At 49.6% G+C, this 17404-nt stretch carries 19 protein-coding genes; 18 read left to right on the top strand and 1 reads right to left on the bottom strand.

Annotation, left to right across the window (positions count from 1 at the left end; translation table 11 throughout):
* Positions 1-20 precede the first annotated feature (20 nt).
* From remA to spoVM, 15 genes are all read left to right on the top strand, one after another.
* Positions 21-290 carry an extracellular matrix/biofilm regulator RemA gene (remA, locus tag M1E06_RS12910; RefSeq protein ID WP_003181657.1) on the top strand — a complete coding sequence of 90 codons (270 nt, stop codon included), beginning with the start codon at positions 21-23 and terminating at the stop codon, positions 288-290.
* 7 nt (positions 291-297) lie between these two features.
* Complete coding sequence (gmk, locus tag M1E06_RS12905) at positions 298-912, top strand: guanylate kinase (RefSeq protein WP_003181659.1); 615 nt, start codon at positions 298-300, stop codon at positions 910-912.
* A gap of 2 nt (positions 913-914) precedes the next feature.
* Positions 915-1115, top strand: coding sequence for a DNA-directed RNA polymerase subunit omega (gene rpoZ / locus M1E06_RS12900; RefSeq protein ID WP_020451344.1), 201 nt, complete (start codon positions 915-917; stop codon positions 1113-1115).
* A gap of 81 nt (positions 1116-1196) precedes the next feature.
* Complete coding sequence (gene coaBC / locus M1E06_RS12895) at positions 1197-2414, top strand: bifunctional phosphopantothenoylcysteine decarboxylase/phosphopantothenate--cysteine ligase CoaBC (protein WP_020451345.1); 1218 nt, start codon at positions 1197-1199, stop codon at positions 2412-2414.
* On the top strand, positions 2411-4828 hold the full coding sequence (gene priA / locus M1E06_RS12890) for a primosomal protein N' (RefSeq protein WP_020451346.1): 2418 nt from the start codon (positions 2411-2413) through the stop codon (positions 4826-4828). The genes coaBC and priA overlap by 4 nt, the downstream gene beginning before the upstream one ends.
* A 29-nt stretch (positions 4829-4857) precedes the next feature.
* Positions 4858-5340 carry a peptide deformylase gene (gene def, locus M1E06_RS12885; RefSeq protein WP_020451347.1) on the top strand — a complete coding sequence of 161 codons (483 nt, stop codon included), beginning with the start codon at positions 4858-4860 and terminating at the stop codon, positions 5338-5340.
* Between the two features lie 4 nt (positions 5341-5344).
* On the top strand, positions 5345-6295 hold the full coding sequence (fmt, locus tag M1E06_RS12880; protein WP_020451348.1) for a methionyl-tRNA formyltransferase: 951 nt from the start codon (positions 5345-5347) through the stop codon (positions 6293-6295).
* A complete protein-coding gene (gene rsmB, locus M1E06_RS12875; protein WP_020451349.1) occupies positions 6285-7631 on the top strand; it encodes a 16S rRNA (cytosine(967)-C(5))-methyltransferase RsmB in 1347 nt (448 codons plus the stop codon). The genes fmt and rsmB overlap by 11 nt, the downstream gene beginning before the upstream one ends.
* Entirely contained in the window at positions 7631-8716 is a 1086-nt protein-coding gene (gene rlmN, locus M1E06_RS12870) for a 23S rRNA (adenine(2503)-C(2))-methyltransferase RlmN (RefSeq protein ID WP_020451350.1), read from the top strand. Before rsmB ends, rlmN begins: the two co-directional genes overlap by 1 nt.
* Positions 8717-8723: 7 nt before the next feature.
* A complete protein-coding gene (locus M1E06_RS12865; protein ID WP_020451351.1) occupies positions 8724-9488 on the top strand; it encodes a Stp1/IreP family PP2C-type Ser/Thr phosphatase in 765 nt (254 codons plus the stop codon).
* A complete protein-coding gene (gene pknB / locus M1E06_RS12860; protein ID WP_020451352.1) occupies positions 9482-11455 on the top strand; it encodes a Stk1 family PASTA domain-containing Ser/Thr kinase in 1974 nt (657 codons plus the stop codon). Before M1E06_RS12865 ends, pknB begins: the two co-directional genes overlap by 7 nt.
* A 12-nt stretch (positions 11456-11467) precedes the next feature.
* The gene (rsgA, locus tag M1E06_RS12855) at positions 11468-12352 is read left to right on the top strand and encodes a ribosome small subunit-dependent GTPase A (RefSeq protein WP_020451353.1); all 885 of its coding nucleotides are present in this window, start codon (positions 11468-11470) and stop codon (positions 12350-12352) included.
* Between the two features lie 3 nt (positions 12353-12355).
* Entirely contained in the window at positions 12356-13012 is a 657-nt protein-coding gene (gene rpe, locus M1E06_RS12850; protein WP_020451354.1) for a ribulose-phosphate 3-epimerase, read from the top strand.
* A gap of 75 nt (positions 13013-13087) precedes the next feature.
* On the top strand, positions 13088-13732 hold the full coding sequence (locus M1E06_RS12845; protein ID WP_025811376.1) for a thiamine diphosphokinase: 645 nt from the start codon (positions 13088-13090) through the stop codon (positions 13730-13732).
* Between the two features lie 85 nt (positions 13733-13817).
* On the top strand, positions 13818-13898 hold the full coding sequence (gene spoVM / locus M1E06_RS12840) for a stage V sporulation protein SpoVM (RefSeq protein WP_003221545.1): 81 nt from the start codon (positions 13818-13820) through the stop codon (positions 13896-13898).
* Positions 13899-14020: 122 nt separating this feature from the next.
* Here the strand turns inward: spoVM and rpmB are convergent, their stop codons facing one another.
* Positions 14021-14209: a 50S ribosomal protein L28 gene (gene rpmB, locus M1E06_RS12835; RefSeq protein WP_003181685.1), complete on the bottom strand. Its 189-nt coding sequence runs from the start codon at positions 14207-14209 to the stop codon at positions 14021-14023.
* A 286-nt stretch (positions 14210-14495) separates the two neighbouring features.
* On the opposite strand from rpmB, the gene M1E06_RS12830 reads away from it, so the two are divergent.
* The 3 genes from M1E06_RS12830 to sdaAB all read left to right on the top strand — a co-directional run bounded on the left by M1E06_RS12830 (position 14496) and on the right by sdaAB (position 17391).
* The gene (locus M1E06_RS12830) at positions 14496-14858 is read left to right on the top strand and encodes an Asp23/Gls24 family envelope stress response protein (RefSeq protein WP_003181687.1); all 363 of its coding nucleotides are present in this window, start codon (positions 14496-14498) and stop codon (positions 14856-14858) included.
* 17 nt (positions 14859-14875) lie between these two features.
* Complete coding sequence (locus M1E06_RS12825) at positions 14876-16549, top strand: DAK2 domain-containing protein (RefSeq protein WP_020451356.1); 1674 nt, start codon at positions 14876-14878, stop codon at positions 16547-16549.
* 179 nt (positions 16550-16728) lie between these two features.
* Positions 16729-17391 carry an L-serine ammonia-lyase, iron-sulfur-dependent subunit beta gene (gene sdaAB / locus M1E06_RS12820; RefSeq protein WP_020451357.1) on the top strand — a complete coding sequence of 221 codons (663 nt, stop codon included), beginning with the start codon at positions 16729-16731 and terminating at the stop codon, positions 17389-17391.
* Positions 17392-17404: the final 13 nt, after the last annotated feature.

Here is a 17404-nt window from a genome sequence, read left to right as displayed (position 1 = left end):
GTACAGGGGGAACGTATAGGATGACGATTAAACTGATTAATATCGGCTTTGGTAATATCATATCCGCGAATCGGCTGATCTCGATTGTGAGTCCGGAGTCCGCGCCTATTAAGCGGATGATCCAGGATGCCAGAGACCGCGGCATGCTTATAGATGCTACATATGGAAGAAGAACCCGTGCGGTTGTCATTATGGACAGTGACCATATCATCTTATCTGCCGTCCAGCCTGAGACAGTAGCACAAAGGCTTTCCGTTAAAGAAGAAATTATGGATGAAGGGCAGGGATAAGAGCTTTATGAAAGAAAGAGGTTTATTAATCGTTCTCTCCGGCCCTTCCGGCGTCGGAAAAGGAACAGTCAGGCAGGCGCTGTTTGCTCAGGAGGACACAAAATTTGAATATTCGATTTCGGTGACGACAAGAAAACCGCGGCAAGGCGAAAGAGACGGTGTCGACTACTTTTTTAAGACGCGCGAAGAGTTCGAAGAGATGATCGAGAACAACAAGCTGCTCGAATGGGCCGAATATGTCGGCAACTATTACGGAACACCCGTTGACTACGTCGAACAGACCCTTGAAAGCGGCAGGGACGTTTTTCTCGAAATTGAAGTCCAAGGTGCGCTGCAAGTCAGAAAGGCATTTCCTGAAGGCCTGTTTATCTTTTTGGCGCCTCCGAGTCTCGCCGAATTGAAAAACCGGATTGTCACAAGAGGGACAGAAACAGAAGCCCTGATCGAAAACCGGATGAAAGCGGCGAAGGAAGAAATCGAACTGATGGACGCCTACGATTATGTTGTCGAAAATGACAGCATTGAGCTTGCGTGCGAAAGAATCAAAGCAATCGTTCTCGCCGAACATTTACGGCGCGACCGCGTTGCTCCAAGATATAAGAAAATGCTGGAGGTTGAATAATTATGCTAGATCCGTCAATTGACTCTTTAATGAATAAACTGGATTCAAAATACACGCTCGTTACCGTATCGGCCCGACGCGCCCGCGAAATGCAGATCAACAAAGACGCGCAGATCGAAAATCCGAAGTCGCATAAATTTGTAGGCAAAGCGCTGGAAGAAATTGATGCCGGACTGCTTACATTCGAAAAGGAAAATCGCTAATAGCCTTAAAAATAGCAACCTATACACTAGGTTGTTATTTTTTTCAGGCCGGCAAACAGAACATAAGGGGGAGAAAAAACGATGCTGAAAAATCGCAACATCCTGCTGGGAGTAAGCGGAGGAATCGCAGTATACAAAGCGGCCGCCTTGACGAGCAAGCTCGTACAGGCAGGAGCCAATGTGAAAGTCATCATGACAAAATCCGCCTGTGAATTTGTGTCTCCGCTCACCTTTCAAGCGCTTTCGCGCAATGAAGTATATACCAACACGTTCGAAGAACCGAATCCCCGTGTCATCGCCCATATCGATGCCGCGGATTGGGCGGATCTTGTGATCGTTGCTCCGGCAACGGCCAATGTGATCGGAAAACTCGCTTCAGGCATTGCCGATGACATGCTGACGACGACGCTTTTAGCGACGACTGCGCCGGTTTGGATCGCTCCGGCCATGAACGTCCATATGTACGACCACCCGGCTGTTCAGCGGAACATCAGCGTTCTTTACAAAGACGGCTGCCGGTTTATCGAGCCGAGTGAAGGCTACCTTGCGTGCGGCTATATCGGCAAAGGCAGACTTGAAGAGCCCGAACGGATCGTCCAGTTGGCCGAGTCGTATTTTTTAAACGAAAACAGCGGTTTGCTTGAAGGAAAGCGTGTCTTAATTACAGCGGGCCCGACAAGAGAACAAATCGATCCCGTCCGCTTTTTCTCCAACCGTTCGACAGGGAAAATGGGCTATGCTTTCGCTGAGGAAGCGGCGAAAATGGGAGCGTGCGTAACGCTGATTGCCGGCCCGACATCGCTTGATGATCCCGCAGGAGTTGACGTTATTCATGTTCAGTCTGCAGAAGATATGTATCAAGCGGCTTTATCTGTTTTCGATGAGAGCGACATCGTCATCAAAACGGCAGCTGTCGCTGATTACAGGCCAAAGCATATTCACGATCAAAAAATGAAGAAAAAGGACGGCGGTCTCGTCATTGAGCTTGAGCGGACGAAGGATATTTTAAAAGCGCTGGGAGAACGGAAAACAAAGCAAGTCTTGGTCGGCTTTGCAGCTGAAACGCAGCACGTCGAAGACTATGCCAAACAAAAGCTGGAGAAAAAAAATCTCGATCTGATTGTCGCCAACAATATCACGGCCGAAGGCGCCGGTTTTGGAACGGAAACCAACATCGTGACGGTGTTTCACCGAGACGGTAAAAAGACGGCGCACCCTCTGATGTCAAAACGGGAGGTTGCCGCCGAAGTCTTGAAGGAAGCCGCTGAGCTTGCCGGCCGGAGCGGAACGTCCTCATGAATTTCGCTGAAGTGATCGTCGATGTTACAACCAAAAATATCGACAGACCGTTTGACTACCGCATTCCTGACAAATTCAAAGGGATGATTAAAAAAGGGATGCGCGTGATTGTTCCGTTCGGCGCCCGCAAAATTCAGGGATTTGTCACCGGCGTGAAAGAATCGTCTGAGCTCGCCGGCCGTTCGGTTAAGGATATCGAGGATATCCTTGATCTGACGCCCGTTTTGACGGAGGAGCTGCTTGAGCTGTCAGATTGGCTGACAGAAAAAACACTTTCTTTTAAAATTACGGCTCTTCAGGCGATGCTCCCCGCGGCTATGAAAGCAAAATACGGCAAAGAAATCAAGGTGATCGGTGATAAGCCGCTTCCCGAACCGCTTAAAACCCTGTTCTTGCAAAAAGAAACACTTTCTTATTCCGATATAGATGACCATGGGACATTAAAGCTGATTCAGCGCCAGGTTCAAGAGGGCAACCTTGAAGTGGCCTATAAAGTAAAGCAGAAAACAAACAAAAAAACGCGGAGAATGATCGCTCCCCTTTGTGCGAAAGAACATTTAAAAGAAGCGCTTGACAGCCTCTCCCCGCAAGCTGTCAAACAAAAAGCGGTCCTTCAGTTTTTCATCGACCGCAAAGAATCCGGCGCTGTTCCGGCAAAAGAGCTGATCGGCAAAACGGGAGGCTCTTCCGCGTCCGTAAAAGCGCTGATCGACAAGGGGCTGTTAAAGGAAAGTGAAGAGGAGGTTTACAGGGATCCTTATCAGGACAGAATGTTCAAAAAAACCGAACCGCTTCCGCTGACTGAAGAGCAGGCGCAGGCCTATGAGGCGATAGCAGAGGCGATCGAAGACAAGCGGCACGATGTGTTTCTTCTTCACGGAGTGACCGGAAGCGGAAAAACGGAAGTCTATCTGCAATCGATCGAAAAGGTGCTGGAAGCCGGCAAAGAAGCGATCGTTCTCGTTCCGGAAATTTCGCTGACGCCGCAGATGGTCAACCGCTTTAAAGGCCGCTTTGGCTCACAGGTAGCCGTCCTGCACAGCGGGCTTTCAACAGGAGAAAAATATGATGAATGGCGGAAAATCCACCGCAAAGAAGTCCGGCTTGTCGTCGGGGCGCGCTCGGCGATTTTCGCGCCGTTTGAAAATCTCGGCATGATTATTATCGATGAAGAGCACGAAACATCGTACAAGCAGGAAGAGATGCCGAGATACCATGCGAAAGAAGCGGCGATTCAAAGGGCCGAATACCACCGCTGTCCTGTCGTCCTCGGCAGTGCGACGCCGACGCTCGAATCGTTCGCAAGGGCGAAAAAAGGCGTGTACAAGCTTCTTTCCCTCAAGCACCGCGTCAATCACCAAGTCATGCCTGACGTGTCTCTCGTCGATATGAGGGAGGAACTGCGCAGCGGAAACCGCTCGATGTTTTCCAAAGACTTAATGGCCGGACTTGAGGAAACCCTTGAAAAAGGAGAGCAGGCCGTTCTGTTTTTAAACAAAAGGGGATATTCCTCATTTGTCATGTGCAGGGACTGCGGATATGTCATCCAGTGCCCTCATTGCGAAATCTCGTTGACGTACCACAGGTATGGACAGCGTCTGAAGTGCCATTACTGCGGCTATGAAACCGGCATGCCGTCAAGCTGCCCCGAATGCGGAAGCGAGCATATCCGCTACTTTGGCACAGGCACACAGCGGGTCGAAGAAGAATTGACGAAGGTACTGCCGGCTGCAAGGGTGATCCGCATGGACGTCGATACAACCTCGAGAAAAGGAGCGCATGAAAAGCTGCTCACATCCTTTGGCAAAGGTGAAGCCGATATTCTGCTCGGAACACAGATGATCGCCAAAGGGCTCGATTTTGAAAACGTCACGCTCGTCGGTGTTTTGAGCGCGGATACGATGCTGCACATCCCCGATTTCAGAGCCGCTGAAAAAACGTTCCAGCTGATGACACAGGTGAGCGGAAGAGCGGGGCGCCACGAAAAGCCGGGCAAGGTGATCATTCAGACGTACACCCCGTCCCATTACAGCATTCAGCTCACGAAAACGCACGATTATGAAACGTTCTTCCGGCAGGAGATGCTGCACAGAAGGGAACAGGCCTATCCTCCCTATTATTATTTGGCGCTCGTCAGCGTATCGCACGAAGAAGTGACGAAGGCGGCGCTCGTGACTGAAAAAATCGCCAACTATTTAAAAAAGAACATTTCAAGCGAGGCGAAGATTCTCGGCCCAGTCGCATCGCCGATCGCCAGGATCAAAGATAGATATCGCTATCAATGCGTGATAAAATACAAACAGGAAAACCAGCTTACATCGTTGCTTAAAAACATTATGGATCATTACAAACGAGATATTGAACAAAAGCAATTGATGATTTCGATCGACATGAATCCATATATGATGATGTAAAAATAACAGTGTGATGGAGGGCTTCTAGATTGGCAGTAAAACCGATCGTAACGTATCCGGCGGAGGTTCTTGAAACCCCTGCCGAACCCGTTGCGTCTTTTGATAAATCATTAAAGAAACTGCTCGACAATATGTATGATACGATGCTTGAGCTGGACGGAGTCGGGCTTGCCGCCCCGCAAATCGGCGTTTTAAAAAGAGCGGCAGTCGTCGATATCGGCGATGACACGGGCAGAATTGAACTGGTCAACCCGGAGGTCATCGAAGAGAGCGGCGAACAGACGGGCCCTGAAGGCTGTTTGAGCTTTCCCGATCTATACGGTGAAGTGAAGCGTTCGGATTATGTAAAGGTCAAGGCGTTCGACCGCCGCGGAAAACCGTTCACGATTGAAGCTGAAGGCTTTTTGGCGCGGGCGCTGCTGCATGAAATCGACCATTTGGACGGTATTTTATTCACATCAAAAGTTACGCGCTATTATGATGCGGAAGAACTTGAGGAAATGGAAGGATGATTGGATGACAAGGATCGTTTTTATGGGAACGCCGGATTTTTCCGTCCCGGTGCTCAGCACATTGATTGATGACGGCTATGAGGTGGTGGGTGTCGTCACCCAGCCTGACCGCCCGAAAGGAAGAAAAAAAGTGATGACCCCTCCGCCTGTCAAGGAGGAAGCGCTGCGCCGCGGCATTCCCGTGCTCCAGCCTGAAAAAGTGAGGGAAGATGCGGAGACGGACAGGATTTTGGCGCTTGAACCCGATCTAATTGTAACCGCGGCATTCGGGCAGATCCTGCCGAAAAAGCTCCTCGATTATCCGAAATACGGCTGTATCAATGTCCATGCCTCTCTTCTGCCCGAGCTGCGCGGAGGAGCTCCGATCCATTACGCCATTCTGGAAGGCAAAGAGAAAACGGGCGTGACGATCATGTACATGGTCGAAAAATTGGATGCAGGCGATATGCTTGCCAAAGTCGAAGTTGACATCGAAGAAACCGATAATGTCGGCACGCTCCACGACAAGCTGAGCAAGGCCGGGGCTGAGCTTCTTTCCGAAACGGTTCCGAAGGTCATTGACGGTTCGGCAACCCCTGAAAAACAGGATGAACGGGAAGCGACATATGCGCCGAACATTAAACGCGAACAGGAACTGATCGACTGGTCAAAGCCCGGCGAAGTCCTGTACAACCAAGTCAGGGGCTTGAATCCTTGGCCTGTCGCATACACGGTTTTAAGCGGCCAGACGCTGAAAGTATGGGCTGCGAAAAAATGCGAAGCCTTAAAACAGGCAGAGCCGGGAGAAATCGTCTCCGTTGAAAAAGACGGCATTGTCGTCGCTACCGGAAATGGCACCGCGTTAAAATTAACGGAAGTGCAGCCTGCGGGCAAAAAAAGAATGAAGGCCGAAGATTTTGTCAGGGGAGCGGGTCTTCAAGCCGGAATGAAATTGGGTCATAGCGATGAAAAATAATGTGAGGGAAGTCGCGCTTGATGCACTGATTAAGCTTGACCAGAATCAGGCATACAGCAATCTTTTGCTTCAGTCTGTCATGAAAGCGAACGATTTAAGCGACAAAGACAGAGGCCTTTTGACAGAACTCGTTTACGGCACCCTTCAAAACAAGCTGGCGCTCGATTATATGCTGAAGCCGTTTATTAAAAAACCGGAAAAAGTGAAAGACTGGGTCATCCATCTGTTGAGAATGTCGCTGTACCAGATGGAATACCTGGAGAAAATCCCTGACCGGGCCGCCCTTTTTGAAGCTGTTGAAATCGCTAAAAAACGCGGGCATAAAGGAATTTCTTCATTTGTTAACGGCGTTCTGCGCTCTGTTCAGAGAGAAGGCGTGCCTTCTTTTGCTGATATTGCCGACCCGGTTGAACGCCTTGCGGTTGAGACAAGCCATCCGGAATGGCTTGTCAGGGAATGGACCGATGCCTACGGGTTCGAAGCGGCAGAACAAATCTGCCGGATTCACATGATCCCGCCGAAGCAGACGATCCGCGTCAACAGGCTGAAACACGACCGGGATACGCTTCTTTCCCGCCTGAATGAAGCGGGGATTGAGGCGGAAGAAGGCGACTTGTCCGAAGACGCTGTCAAACTGCAAAAAGGAACGATTGCGTCCACTCCTTTTTTCAAAGAAGGCGAAGTCACCATACAAGATGAAAGCTCAATGCTGGTAGCGCGAGCCCTCGGTCCTGAGCGGGGAGAAACGGTGCTGGACGCCTGCGCAGCGCCGGGAGGAAAATCCACTCATATCGGCGAACTGCTCGAAGATACGGGAAAGATCATTTCCCTTGACCTTCATCAGCATAAAGTAAAGCTGATCAAAGAAGCGGCAGGCCGGATCGGGCTTTCCAACATTGAAGCAAGGGCGCTGGATGCCAGAAAAGCCGGCGAAGCCTTCGAACCGGAGCAGTTTGACCGGATTCTCGTCGACGCTCCGTGTTCGGGCTTCGGTGTCATCCGCAGAAAACCGGATCTCAAATACAGCAAAACGCCCGAAGACAGCGCGCGTCTCGCTGGGATTCAGCTGGCGATTTTAAACGAAATCGCACCTTTATTGAAAACAGACGGGACATTGGTCTACAGCACATGCACAATGGACCCGACCGAAAATGAACAAGTCATGCATGCTTTTTTGAAAGAACACGATGAATTTGAAGCAGACCCCACCCTCGCCGAGCGGCTGCCCGAAAAAGCGGCGCCGTATGTCAAGGATGGAAGCATTCAAATCCTTCCCCACTACTTCGGAACGGACGGCTTCTTTATTTGCAGCATGAGAAAGAAGGGATCACAATAATGGAATCGAAACAAAAAGTAAGAAAAGAATTGCGGACAGAAAGACCGTCCATCTATTCTTTTGAAATAGAAGAACTGAAAAGCTGGCTTTCGGAAAACGGCGAAAAACCTTTCCGCGCCGCGCAAATATTCGAATGGCTTTACGAAAAGAGAGTCACGTCATTTGAAAAGATGACAAACCTTTCAAAAGAGCTGCGGACAAAGTTGAACGAGCATTTCGTATTAACGACGCTGAAAACGGCCGTCAAGCAGACTTCACAAGATGGAACGATGAAGTTTTTATTTGAGCTTCATGACGGCTACACGATCGAAACCGTATTAATGCGGCACGAATATGGCAATTCTGTTTGTGTAACGACACAGGTGGGCTGCCGAATCGGCTGTACGTTTTGCGCGTCGACCCTCGGCGGCTTAAAGCGGAACCTGGAAGCCGGAGAGATCGTCGCCCAGGTTGTCAAAGTGCAGCAGGCGCTTGATGAAACAGATGAACGCGTCAGTTCCATCGTCATTATGGGAATCGGCGAGCCGTTCGATAATTTTCAGGAAATGCTTGCATTCCTGAAAATCGTCAACCATGATAAAGGGCTGAATATCGGGGCGCGCCATATCACCGTATCAACGAGCGGGATCATTCCGAAAATCTATGAGTTTGCAGACGAGAAGCTGCAGATCAACTTTGCGATTTCTCTGCACGCCCCGAACACTGAGATCAGAAGCCGGCTGATGCCGATCAACAGAGCCTACAAGCTGCCGGAGCTGATGAAAGCGGTCGATTACTACATTAAGAAAACCGGCAGAAGGGTTACGTTTGAATACGGGCTTTTCGGCGGTGTTAACGATCAGGTTGAACACGCGGAAGAGCTGGCTGAATTGCTAAAAGGAATCAAATGCCACGTCAACTTGATTCCGGTCAACTATGTACCTGAACGAGACTATGTCAGAACACCGAAAGAACAGATTTTCGCCTTTGAAAAAACATTAAAGTCTCATGGAGTAAATGTCACGATCAGAAGAGAGCAAGGCCATGATATTGACGCTGCCTGCGGACAGCTTCGTGCAAAGGAGCGCCAGGAAGAGACGAGGTGAATCAAGGTTGAAAACAGCCTTAAAAACGGACAGGGGAAAAATACGCCAGCACAATGAAGACGATGCCGGCATTTTCACAGAAAAAAACGGACTGGTTTTAGCTGTTGTCTGCGATGGAATGGGAGGTCATCTGGCCGGCGACGTTGCCAGCAGGATGGCCGTCTCAGCCCTTCGGGATATCTGGGAGGAAACCGAAGAAGTCCCGGCTTCGCCGGCTGAATGCGAAGCTTGGCTGAAAGAGCAGATTTCAGCCGTCAACCAAAAACTTTTCGACCATGCGAGGGCGCATGAAGAGTGCCAGGGAATGGGAACAACGGTCGTCTGCGCTTTATACACGGGAAAAACGCTGACAGTCGCCCATATCGGAGACAGCCGCTGCTATCTCCTGCAAGGCGGCCATTTCATACAGCTGACGGAAGATCACTCGCTTGTCAATGAACTCGTGCGGACAGGGGGGATTTCGAAGGAAGATGCCGAACACCATCCGCGGAAGAACGTGCTGACAAAAGCGCTTGGCACTGATCCGGAAGTGAAGGTTGAAGCCCATACTTTTGAAATCGAACCGGGCGATCAAGTTCTATTATGCTCTGACGGGCTGACGAATAAAGTAGAAGATGAGTCACTGAAGGATATGCTTACAGCTCTTTCTTCTGCGGAGGAGAAAGCGGAACAGCTCGTTCAGCTGGCCAATGACAACGGCGGCGAGGACAATATCACCGTCGCGCTATTGGAACTTCCTTCTCAAATAGAAGAAGGTGAAGACAAGTGTTAATCGGCAGACGGATCAGCGGACGTTACGAAATCCTGCGCGCCATCGGCGGCGGGGGGATGGCGAACGTTTATTTAGCGCTGGACATCATCCTCGACCGTGAAGTCGCGATAAAAGTGCTGCGGTTTGACTTCGTTCACGATGCCGATTTTATCAGGCGGTTCAGAAGGGAAGCGCAGTCCGCTGCAAGCCTCGACCACCCGAATATCGTCAGCATTTATGATGTCGGAGAAGAAGATGACATCTATTATATCGTGATGGAGTATGTCGAGGGGATGACCCTGAAAGAATACATAAACCGAACAGGCCCGCTTCATCCAAAAGAAGCGGTCCAAATCATGGAGCAGATCGTATCCGCCATCGCACACGCTCATGATAACCAGATTGTTCACCGGGATATTAAGCCCCACAACATTTTGATCGACCATATGGGCCACATTAAAGTGACCGATTTCGGCATCGCCATGGCGCTCAGTTCGACGACCATCACGCACACCAACTCGGTTTTGGGCTCTGTCCATTATTTGTCGCCCGAACAGGCGAGAGGCGGATTGTCTACGAAAAAATCCGATATCTACTCGCTCGGCATCGTGCTTTTCGAGCTGCTGACGGCGCGTATGCCGTTTGAAGGAGAATCGGCGGTCAGCATCGCGCTGAAGCATCTGCAATCAGAAACGCCGTCGGTGAAAAGGTGGAACCCGGCTGTGCCGCAAAGCATAGAAAACATCGTCCTGAAAGCGATGGCAAAAGATCCATTCCACCGCTATGAAGCGGCCGAAGAGATGGAATCCGATTTAAAAACGGCTTTCGACCCGGACAGGCTCAACGAAAAGCGATTCACGATTCCAGCTGATGATGAGATGACGAAAGCTGTTCCGATCATCAAAAACCTGCCGGAAGACAAGAGCGGTGACAAGTCCGGCGACGGAGAAGCGGAAGCGGCTCCGTTATCAAAGAAAGAAAAGAAGAAGCAGGCAAAAGCAAACAAGAAGAAAAAAAGAAAGAAATGGCCGCTTATATTGCTGACGGTGTTTTTCGTTCTCGTTGTGTCAGCCGTCTTGGCTTTGACGGTGTTTCCGTCGCTCTTTATTCCAAAAGATGTAGCCGTTCCCGATGTAGCAGGCCTTGAGTATGAAGAAGCCGTCATCAAGCTTGAAGACGAAGGGTTTGAAGTGGATCCGAATGCTGAAGACATTGCCGACGATAAAATTGAAGAAGGGCTGATCGTGAAAACGGACCCTGCAGCCGGCGATATCGTAAAGGAAGGCTCAACTGTCAAGCTTTATAAAAGCTCAGGCAAAGAGAAAACAGAAGTGGAAGATGTGGTCGGCCAGAAAGTCGACGCCGCCAAAAAGCTTCTCGAGCAAAAGGGCTTTAAAAACATCAAGACAGAAGAAGTGCACCATGAAGAAGAAGCGGGTACCATCATCGAACAGGACCCCGCAGCCGGCACCGAAATCGTTGCCGCCGACGACGAGATCAAATTAACGGTCAGCCTCGGTCCGGAAGCCATTACTTTAAGGGATTTAAAAACATACAGCAAACAGGCGGCTTCGGGCTATTTGGACGACCATCAGCTTGTCCTTGTCGAAAAGGAGGCGCATTCTGAAGATGTGCCGGAAGGTCAGGTCATCAAACAAAAGCCGGGGGCGGGGGCATCCGTCAAGCCGGGAGACAAAGTCGAGGTTACGTTTTCGCTCGGACCTGAGAAAAAACCCGTCAAAACGGTGACCGAGAAAATTGATATCCCTTATGAACCGGGAGCGGAGGGCGAAGAACAAAACGTCCAAATTTCGATCGATGATGAAGAACACAGCATTTCCGACGTCTATGAAAATTTTAAAATCACGGCGCCGGCAGAGCGGACGATCAAATTCAGGATTGCGCCCGGGCAAAAAGGGTATTATCAAGTAACGATCAACGATAAAGTAGTCAGGTCAAAAACGATTGAATATCCTGAGGATGAATAAGGGAGGTGCGATATGCCTGAGGGCAAAATCATTAAAGCATTAAGCGGATTTTACTATGTTTTGGATGGTGATCAGATCATTCAGTGCAGGGGAAGAGGGGTTTTCAGAAAAAATAAAATCACCCCTCTCGTCGGCGACGATGTCGTCTACCAGGCCGATAACGATAAAGAAGGCTACATTCTCGAGATTAAAGACAGATTCAATGAATTGGTCAGACCTCCGATCAGCAACGTGGATCAGGCGGTTCTCGTGTTTTCGGCAAAAGAGCCGACATTCAGCACGTCGCTATTGGATCGTTTTTTAGTGTTGGTTGAGGCGGGTGGCATCAGGCCGATCATATGCATTACGAAAATGGACCTCGTGGATGATGACGCGCTCAAAGAGCGGATTCACCATTATGCCGAAGACTACCGGAACATCGGGTACTGCGTCTATACGACATCGATGAAAAACGGAAGCGGCATCGAAGACATCGTCTCCCATTTTCAAGACAAAATCACCGTATTCGCCGGCCAGTCCGGCGTGGGCAAATCTTCGCTTTTAAATGCGATCAGCCCCGAGCTTGAACTGAAAACCGCCGGGATTTCCGCTCACTTGGGAAGGGGAAAGCATACGACCCGCCATGTGGAGCTGATCGATATAAACGGCGGGCTCGTCGCGGACACCCCGGGCTTCAGCTCGCTTGAGTTTGCCGGTATTGAAGCTGAAGATTTAGGGTCTGCGTTTTTGGAAATCAGCGAAAAAAGCGCCGAATGCAAGTTCCGCGGGTGCCTGCATATGAAAGAGCCGAACTGCGCCGTCAAACGCGCCGTGGAAAACGGTGAAATCGCCCAGTATCGCTACGACCATTATGTTGAATTTTTAACAGAGATCAAAGACAGAAAGCCGAGGTATTAAGATATGGTATATGTTGCTCCTTCGATTCTTTCAGCCGATTTTGCCCGTCTAGGGGAAGAGATTCGGGATGTTGAACAAGGCGGCGCCGATTTCATCCACATCGATGTGATGGACGGCCATTTCGTTCCCAACCTGACCATCGGGCCGCTTGTAGTGGAAGCCGTCCGCCCGATCACAGAACTTCCGCTCGACGTTCATTTAATGATTGAAGCGCCTGACCGCTATATACCTGCTTTTGCAAAAGCGGGCGCCGATATTTTGTCCGTCCATGTTGAAGCGTGCCCGCACCTTCACAGGACGATCCAGCTCATCAAAGAGCAAGGAGTCAAAGCGGGTGTTGTCTTGAATCCGCATACCCCTGTGCGGCAGATCGAGCATGTGCTTGAAGACCTTGATCTCGTACTATTGATGACAGTGAATCCGGGCTTCGGCGGACAGTCGTTTATTTCCTCAGTCCTGCCGAAAATCAGGCAGGTCAAGGAGATGGCCGAGCAAAAAGGGCTCGCCGACCTGCTGATTGAAGTGGACGGCGGCGTCAACAAAATGACGGCAAGACAGTGTATCGAAGCAGGGGCAAATCTGCTTGTTGCGGGCTCTGCCGTTTATAACGAAAAAGACCGCAAAAAAGCCATTTCCGATATAAAAGGTGCGCTTGGGTAAGGTTTCCCGATGAAAAAGAGCCGGCTTTCTCAAGCTGAGCTCTTTTTTTACGGCGTTTACAGAAAGGACAATGCGATGAAAACGATCAATATTGTAGCGGGAGGTCCCGATCATCTCATTCCCGACTTGCTGCAGTATCAGGACGGCGATGCGCTTTGGGTCGGGGTTGACAGAGGCGCTGTAACCCTTTTGGCAGCGGGGATCGTGCCTGATGAAGCGTTCGGGGATTTTGACAGCATCACAGACGAGCAAAAAAAGGCTATTGAAAAGGCGGCTCCCCGCCTCCATATTTATCAGGCGGAAAAAGATCAGACGGATTTGGACCTTGCGTTGAGCTGGGCGGTCGGACAGCGGCCTTCATGCATTAGAATGTTCGGCATTTCGGGAGGCAGAGCAGACCATTTTCTCGGGAATCTGCATCTCCTTTACACCGCGATGAAGCAAAATGTCAAGACCGTCATGATCGACCGCCAAAATACGATCAGCATGCACCCCCAAGGCTCTTACACCGTCATGCGTGATCAAACAAAACCGTACATTTCATTCCTGCCGTTTACGGAGACGGTAAAAAACCTTTCCCTCGAAGGATTTAAGTATTCTTTAAATAAGTGTCATATTGCTCTAGGTTCGACACTATGTATTAGTAACGAACTCATCCATTCACAAGGTGCTTTTTCGTTTTCTGAAGGCATATTAATAATGATAAGAAGCACTGATTAAATATCCTGGCGCTTCCGCTCGCTTTGTGTTTGGGATCCGATGTTGAAGGTGGATGCGGTTGCGGACTCTTTGAGGAGGGAAGGGAATGAAATTTTACACCATTAAATTACCGAAGTTTTTAGGGGGAATCGTCCGGGCGATGCTTGGCTCGTTTCGCAAAGACTAAGAAGCGCCGGGTGCGCTTTTTTTGCGGAGCGGGTCAAAGGGCTCTCCCCGGATGGCAAGCAAAAGAACGAAAAAACGCCTGCCTAAAGCGTACAGTCGCTCTTGGCAGGCGTTTATTTTTTCTTATACACGCTCAACTTTTCCAGATTTCAAAGCTCGAGCAGATACATATACTTTTTTAGGCTTGCCGTTCACAAGGATGCGCACTTTTTGAACGTTAGCGCCCCATGTGCGTTTAGAAGCGTTCATCGCGTGAGAACGAGAGTTGCCAGAACGTGATTTTCTGCCTGTAATAACGCATTTACGTGCCATTTGTTTCCCTCCTAACTATCAAAAAAAACATCATCATTCATTATCAGTTGATCACCTGTGATGCTTCAGATACTTTAATAATTTACCACAGCTGAAAACCGTTTGCAACTATTGATTGCTCTGCTTTCAAGAAAAATCCCTTGACATCTTGAAAAAATGAACGCGCTGTAGTATAAGTAGGGTTAGGTTTGGAGAGAAGCCTGCCTGTTCTTTTAAAAAGAAGGTCCTTATAGTAGAATGATGTTAACCAGAGGTCAGAAGCGAGACTCGAAAAGGAGGAACCAACGTGTCCATTGAATTCCGAACAAAATACGGACAGATTGATATATCAAACGAAGTGGTCGCCATGGTTGCGGGAGGCGCAGCGATCGACTGCTACGGGATCGTAGGTATGGCATCCAAGAACCAAATTAAAGACGGACTGACTGAAATCCTCAGAAAAGAAAACTTTGCAAGAGGCGTCATCGTCCGCCAAGAAGAAGATCGTATTCATATTGACATGTACATCATTGTCAGCTACGGAACAAAAATTTCAGAAGTGGCACATAATGTTCAAACAAAAGTCAAATATACGCTCGACCATACAGTGGGTCTTGCAGTGGATTCCGTAAATATTTACGTTCAAGGAGTACGAGTGACGAACCCGTAGTTAGGAGGAAAACAAGAGTGTCTATACGAAATCTGGATGGAAAAGCTTTTGCAGAAATGGTTCTGTACGGCGCACGCCATCTGTCTCAAAACGCAAATGTAGTTGATGCGTTAAATGTATTTCCGGTTCCGGACGGAGATACAGGAACGAACATGAATCTGTCGATGACATCCGGTGCAAAAGAAGTGGAGCAGATCGATGCCGCCAATATCGGCAAAGTGGCACAAAGCCTGTCAAGAGGGCTTCTGATGGGAGCGCGGGGAAACTCGGGCGTCATTTTGTCCCAGCTGTTCAGAGGCTTTGGCAAATCGATTGAACAGAAATCGGAAATTAACGCGAAAGAATTTGCCGCCGCGTTCCAGGCCGGAGTGGACACTGCCTACAAGGCCGTCATGAAGCCTGTCGAAGGCACGATCTTGACGGTTGCCAAAGATGCGGCAAAAAAAGCAGTGCTCACCGCTCAAACTGAAACCGATATCATCAAGGTGATGGAAGCCGTCGTGAATGAAGCGGAGGCTTCATTGGAGCGGACGCCTGAGCTGCTTCCGGTTTTAAAGGAAGTCGGTGTCGTCGACAGCGGCGGAAAAGGGCTGCTTTACGTGTATGAAGGGTTTCTCGCTTCTTTAAAGGGAGAAAAGCTTTCTGAAAAAGCGGCCGCTCTTCCGTCATTGGATGATCTTGTCAGCGCGGAGCACCATAAAAACGCTCAAAGCCACATGAATACAGAAGACATCGAATTCGGCTATTGCACGGAATTTATGGTAAAGCTCGACAGCGGTAAAAGAAACTTTAATGAAGATGCGTTCCGCCAGGATTTAAGCGGCTTCGGTGATTCACTGCTCGTCGTCTCAGACGAAAATATCGCCAAGGTGCACATCCACGCCGAATATCCGGGGGAAGTCATGACTTATGCGCAAAAATACGGCAGCTTAATCAACATGAAAATCGAAAACATGAGAGAGCAGCACAGCGCGATTCTCAATCAGAACAAACAGGAGGCAGCTGCCCCGGCAGAAAAAGCGCCGGCTGAAAAGCAGCCGTACGGCGTCGTTACAGTGGCCATGGGAGAAGGAATCGCCGAACTTTTCGAAAGCATCGGCGCCACAAAGGTCATCGAAGGCGGTCAGACGATGAATCCGAGCACGGAAGACATCGTTCAGGCGATAAAAGACGCCAACGCGGACACGGTCGTGATTCTGCCGAATAATTCAAACATTGTCATGGCGGCGAACCAGGCCGCGGATGTTGCCGGACAACATGTGATTGTCATCCCGACGAAGACCGTTCCTCAAGGAATGGCCGCGCTCCTCGCATTCAACCCGGCCCTTGGAGCGGACGAGAATGAAGCCGCTATGCTCGGTGCGATCGGCGAGGTGAAAAGCGGACAAATCACCTATGCGGTCAGAGACACTAACATTGACGGCATCGATATTAAAAAAGGCGATTTTATGGGCATCTTAAACGGTAAAATCGTTGAGACGGCATCTGACCAGTTAGCAGCAGCGAAAAAGCTGCTCGCAGGCATGATCGATGAAGACAGTGAAATCGTCACTGTGATCAAAGGGGAAGACGCGCCGGGAGAAGAGGCCGAAGAACTCGCAGCCTTTATCAGCGAGACGTACGAAGACGTTGAAGTGGAAGTGCACGACGGAAAACAGCCGCTGTATTCCTACATTCTGGCTGTTGAATAATCGATCAAAGGCAGAAGGGCATGATGATAAAAGCCCTTCTCTTCTTTTGGCTTTTTTTAAAGCATCAGCCCGCTCGGACGTTGTCTGCTTGCCAATTGGGGAATGATCGATTAGTCTAAAAAAAACGGCTTTTTTTCCTCCGTACAGCGGGGGAATCTGTGTGTAAAAGGGGGATAAGGATGAAGTACAGAAGTGTGTTTGATATTATCGGGCCCGTCATGATCGGTCCGTCAAGTTCTCATACGGCCGGCGCGGCCAGAATCGGCAGAGTCGCCAGAAGCGTGTTTGGGAGGGAGCCGAAACAAATCGTTGTGTCATTGTACGGTTCTTTTGCCGAGACGTATAAAGGACATGGAACAGATGTTGCGATCATCGGCGGCCTTTTGGATTTTGATACATTTGATGAAAGAATCAAAGATTCGATCCGCCTAGCTGAAGAAAAGGGAATCGCCATCGAGTTCCGGGAAGAAGAAGCGGTTCCAACGCATCCCAATACAGCCCGCATCCTCATCTCTGATGATGAAGGCTCCCTTGAACTCGCAGGCATCTCAATCGGCGGGGGGAAAATCGAAATCATTGAGCTGAACGGCTTTGAGCTCAGATTGTCGGGAAATCACCCTGCTATTTTAGTCGTCCATAACGACCGCTATGGAACGATTGCAGGCGTAGCCAATGTGCTTGCAAAGTTCGCAATCAACATCGGCCATATGGAAGTGGCCCGCAAAGACGTCGGCCAGGAAGCGCTCATGACGATTGAGGTCGATCAAACGATCGATCCGGCTGTTTTTGAAGAATTGAGAGCGCTGCCGAACATCATTGAGGTGACCCAGATCGCTGACTAAAAGGAGGGTGAGA

The sequence above is a fragment of the Bacillus sp. AK124 genome, from assembly GCF_053903085.1.
Note: the sequence above shows the minus strand (reverse complement) of the source record. Positions and strands in the feature narration are given on the sequence as shown.

What these genes read in the sequence shown, in the direction of transcription:
- fmt (WP_020451348.1), top strand. Translation starts at nt 5,345, where the DNA reads ATGACAAGGATCGTTTTTATGGGAACGCCGGATTTTTCCGTCCCGGTG.
- gmk (WP_003181659.1), top strand. Translation starts at nt 298, where the DNA reads ATGAAAGAAAGAGGTTTATTAATCGTTCTCTCCGGCCCTTCCGGCGTC.
- spoVM (WP_003221545.1), top strand. Translation starts at nt 13,818, where the DNA reads ATGAAATTTTACACCATTAAATTACCGAAGTTTTTAGGGGGAATCGTC.
- sdaAB (WP_020451357.1), top strand. Translation starts at nt 16,729, where the DNA reads ATGAAGTACAGAAGTGTGTTTGATATTATCGGGCCCGTCATGATCGGT.
- rsmB (WP_020451349.1), top strand. Translation starts at nt 6,285, where the DNA reads ATGAAAAATAATGTGAGGGAAGTCGCGCTTGATGCACTGATTAAGCTT.
- remA (WP_003181657.1), top strand. Translation starts at nt 21, where the DNA reads ATGACGATTAAACTGATTAATATCGGCTTTGGTAATATCATATCCGCG.
- rpmB (WP_003181685.1), bottom strand. Translation starts at nt 14,209, where the DNA reads ATGGCACGTAAATGCGTTATTACAGGCAGAAAATCACGTTCTGGCAAC.
- coaBC (WP_020451345.1), top strand. Translation starts at nt 1,197, where the DNA reads ATGCTGAAAAATCGCAACATCCTGCTGGGAGTAAGCGGAGGAATCGCA.
- rpoZ (WP_020451344.1), top strand. Translation starts at nt 915, where the DNA reads ATGCTAGATCCGTCAATTGACTCTTTAATGAATAAACTGGATTCAAAA.
- rsgA (WP_020451353.1), top strand. Translation starts at nt 11,468, where the DNA reads ATGCCTGAGGGCAAAATCATTAAAGCATTAAGCGGATTTTACTATGTT.
- priA (WP_020451346.1), top strand. Translation starts at nt 2,411, where the DNA reads ATGAATTTCGCTGAAGTGATCGTCGATGTTACAACCAAAAATATCGAC.
- M1E06_RS12845 (WP_025811376.1), top strand. Translation starts at nt 13,088, where the DNA reads ATGAAAACGATCAATATTGTAGCGGGAGGTCCCGATCATCTCATTCCC.
- rpe (WP_020451354.1), top strand. Translation starts at nt 12,356, where the DNA reads ATGGTATATGTTGCTCCTTCGATTCTTTCAGCCGATTTTGCCCGTCTA.
- rlmN (WP_020451350.1), top strand. Translation starts at nt 7,631, where the DNA reads ATGGAATCGAAACAAAAAGTAAGAAAAGAATTGCGGACAGAAAGACCG.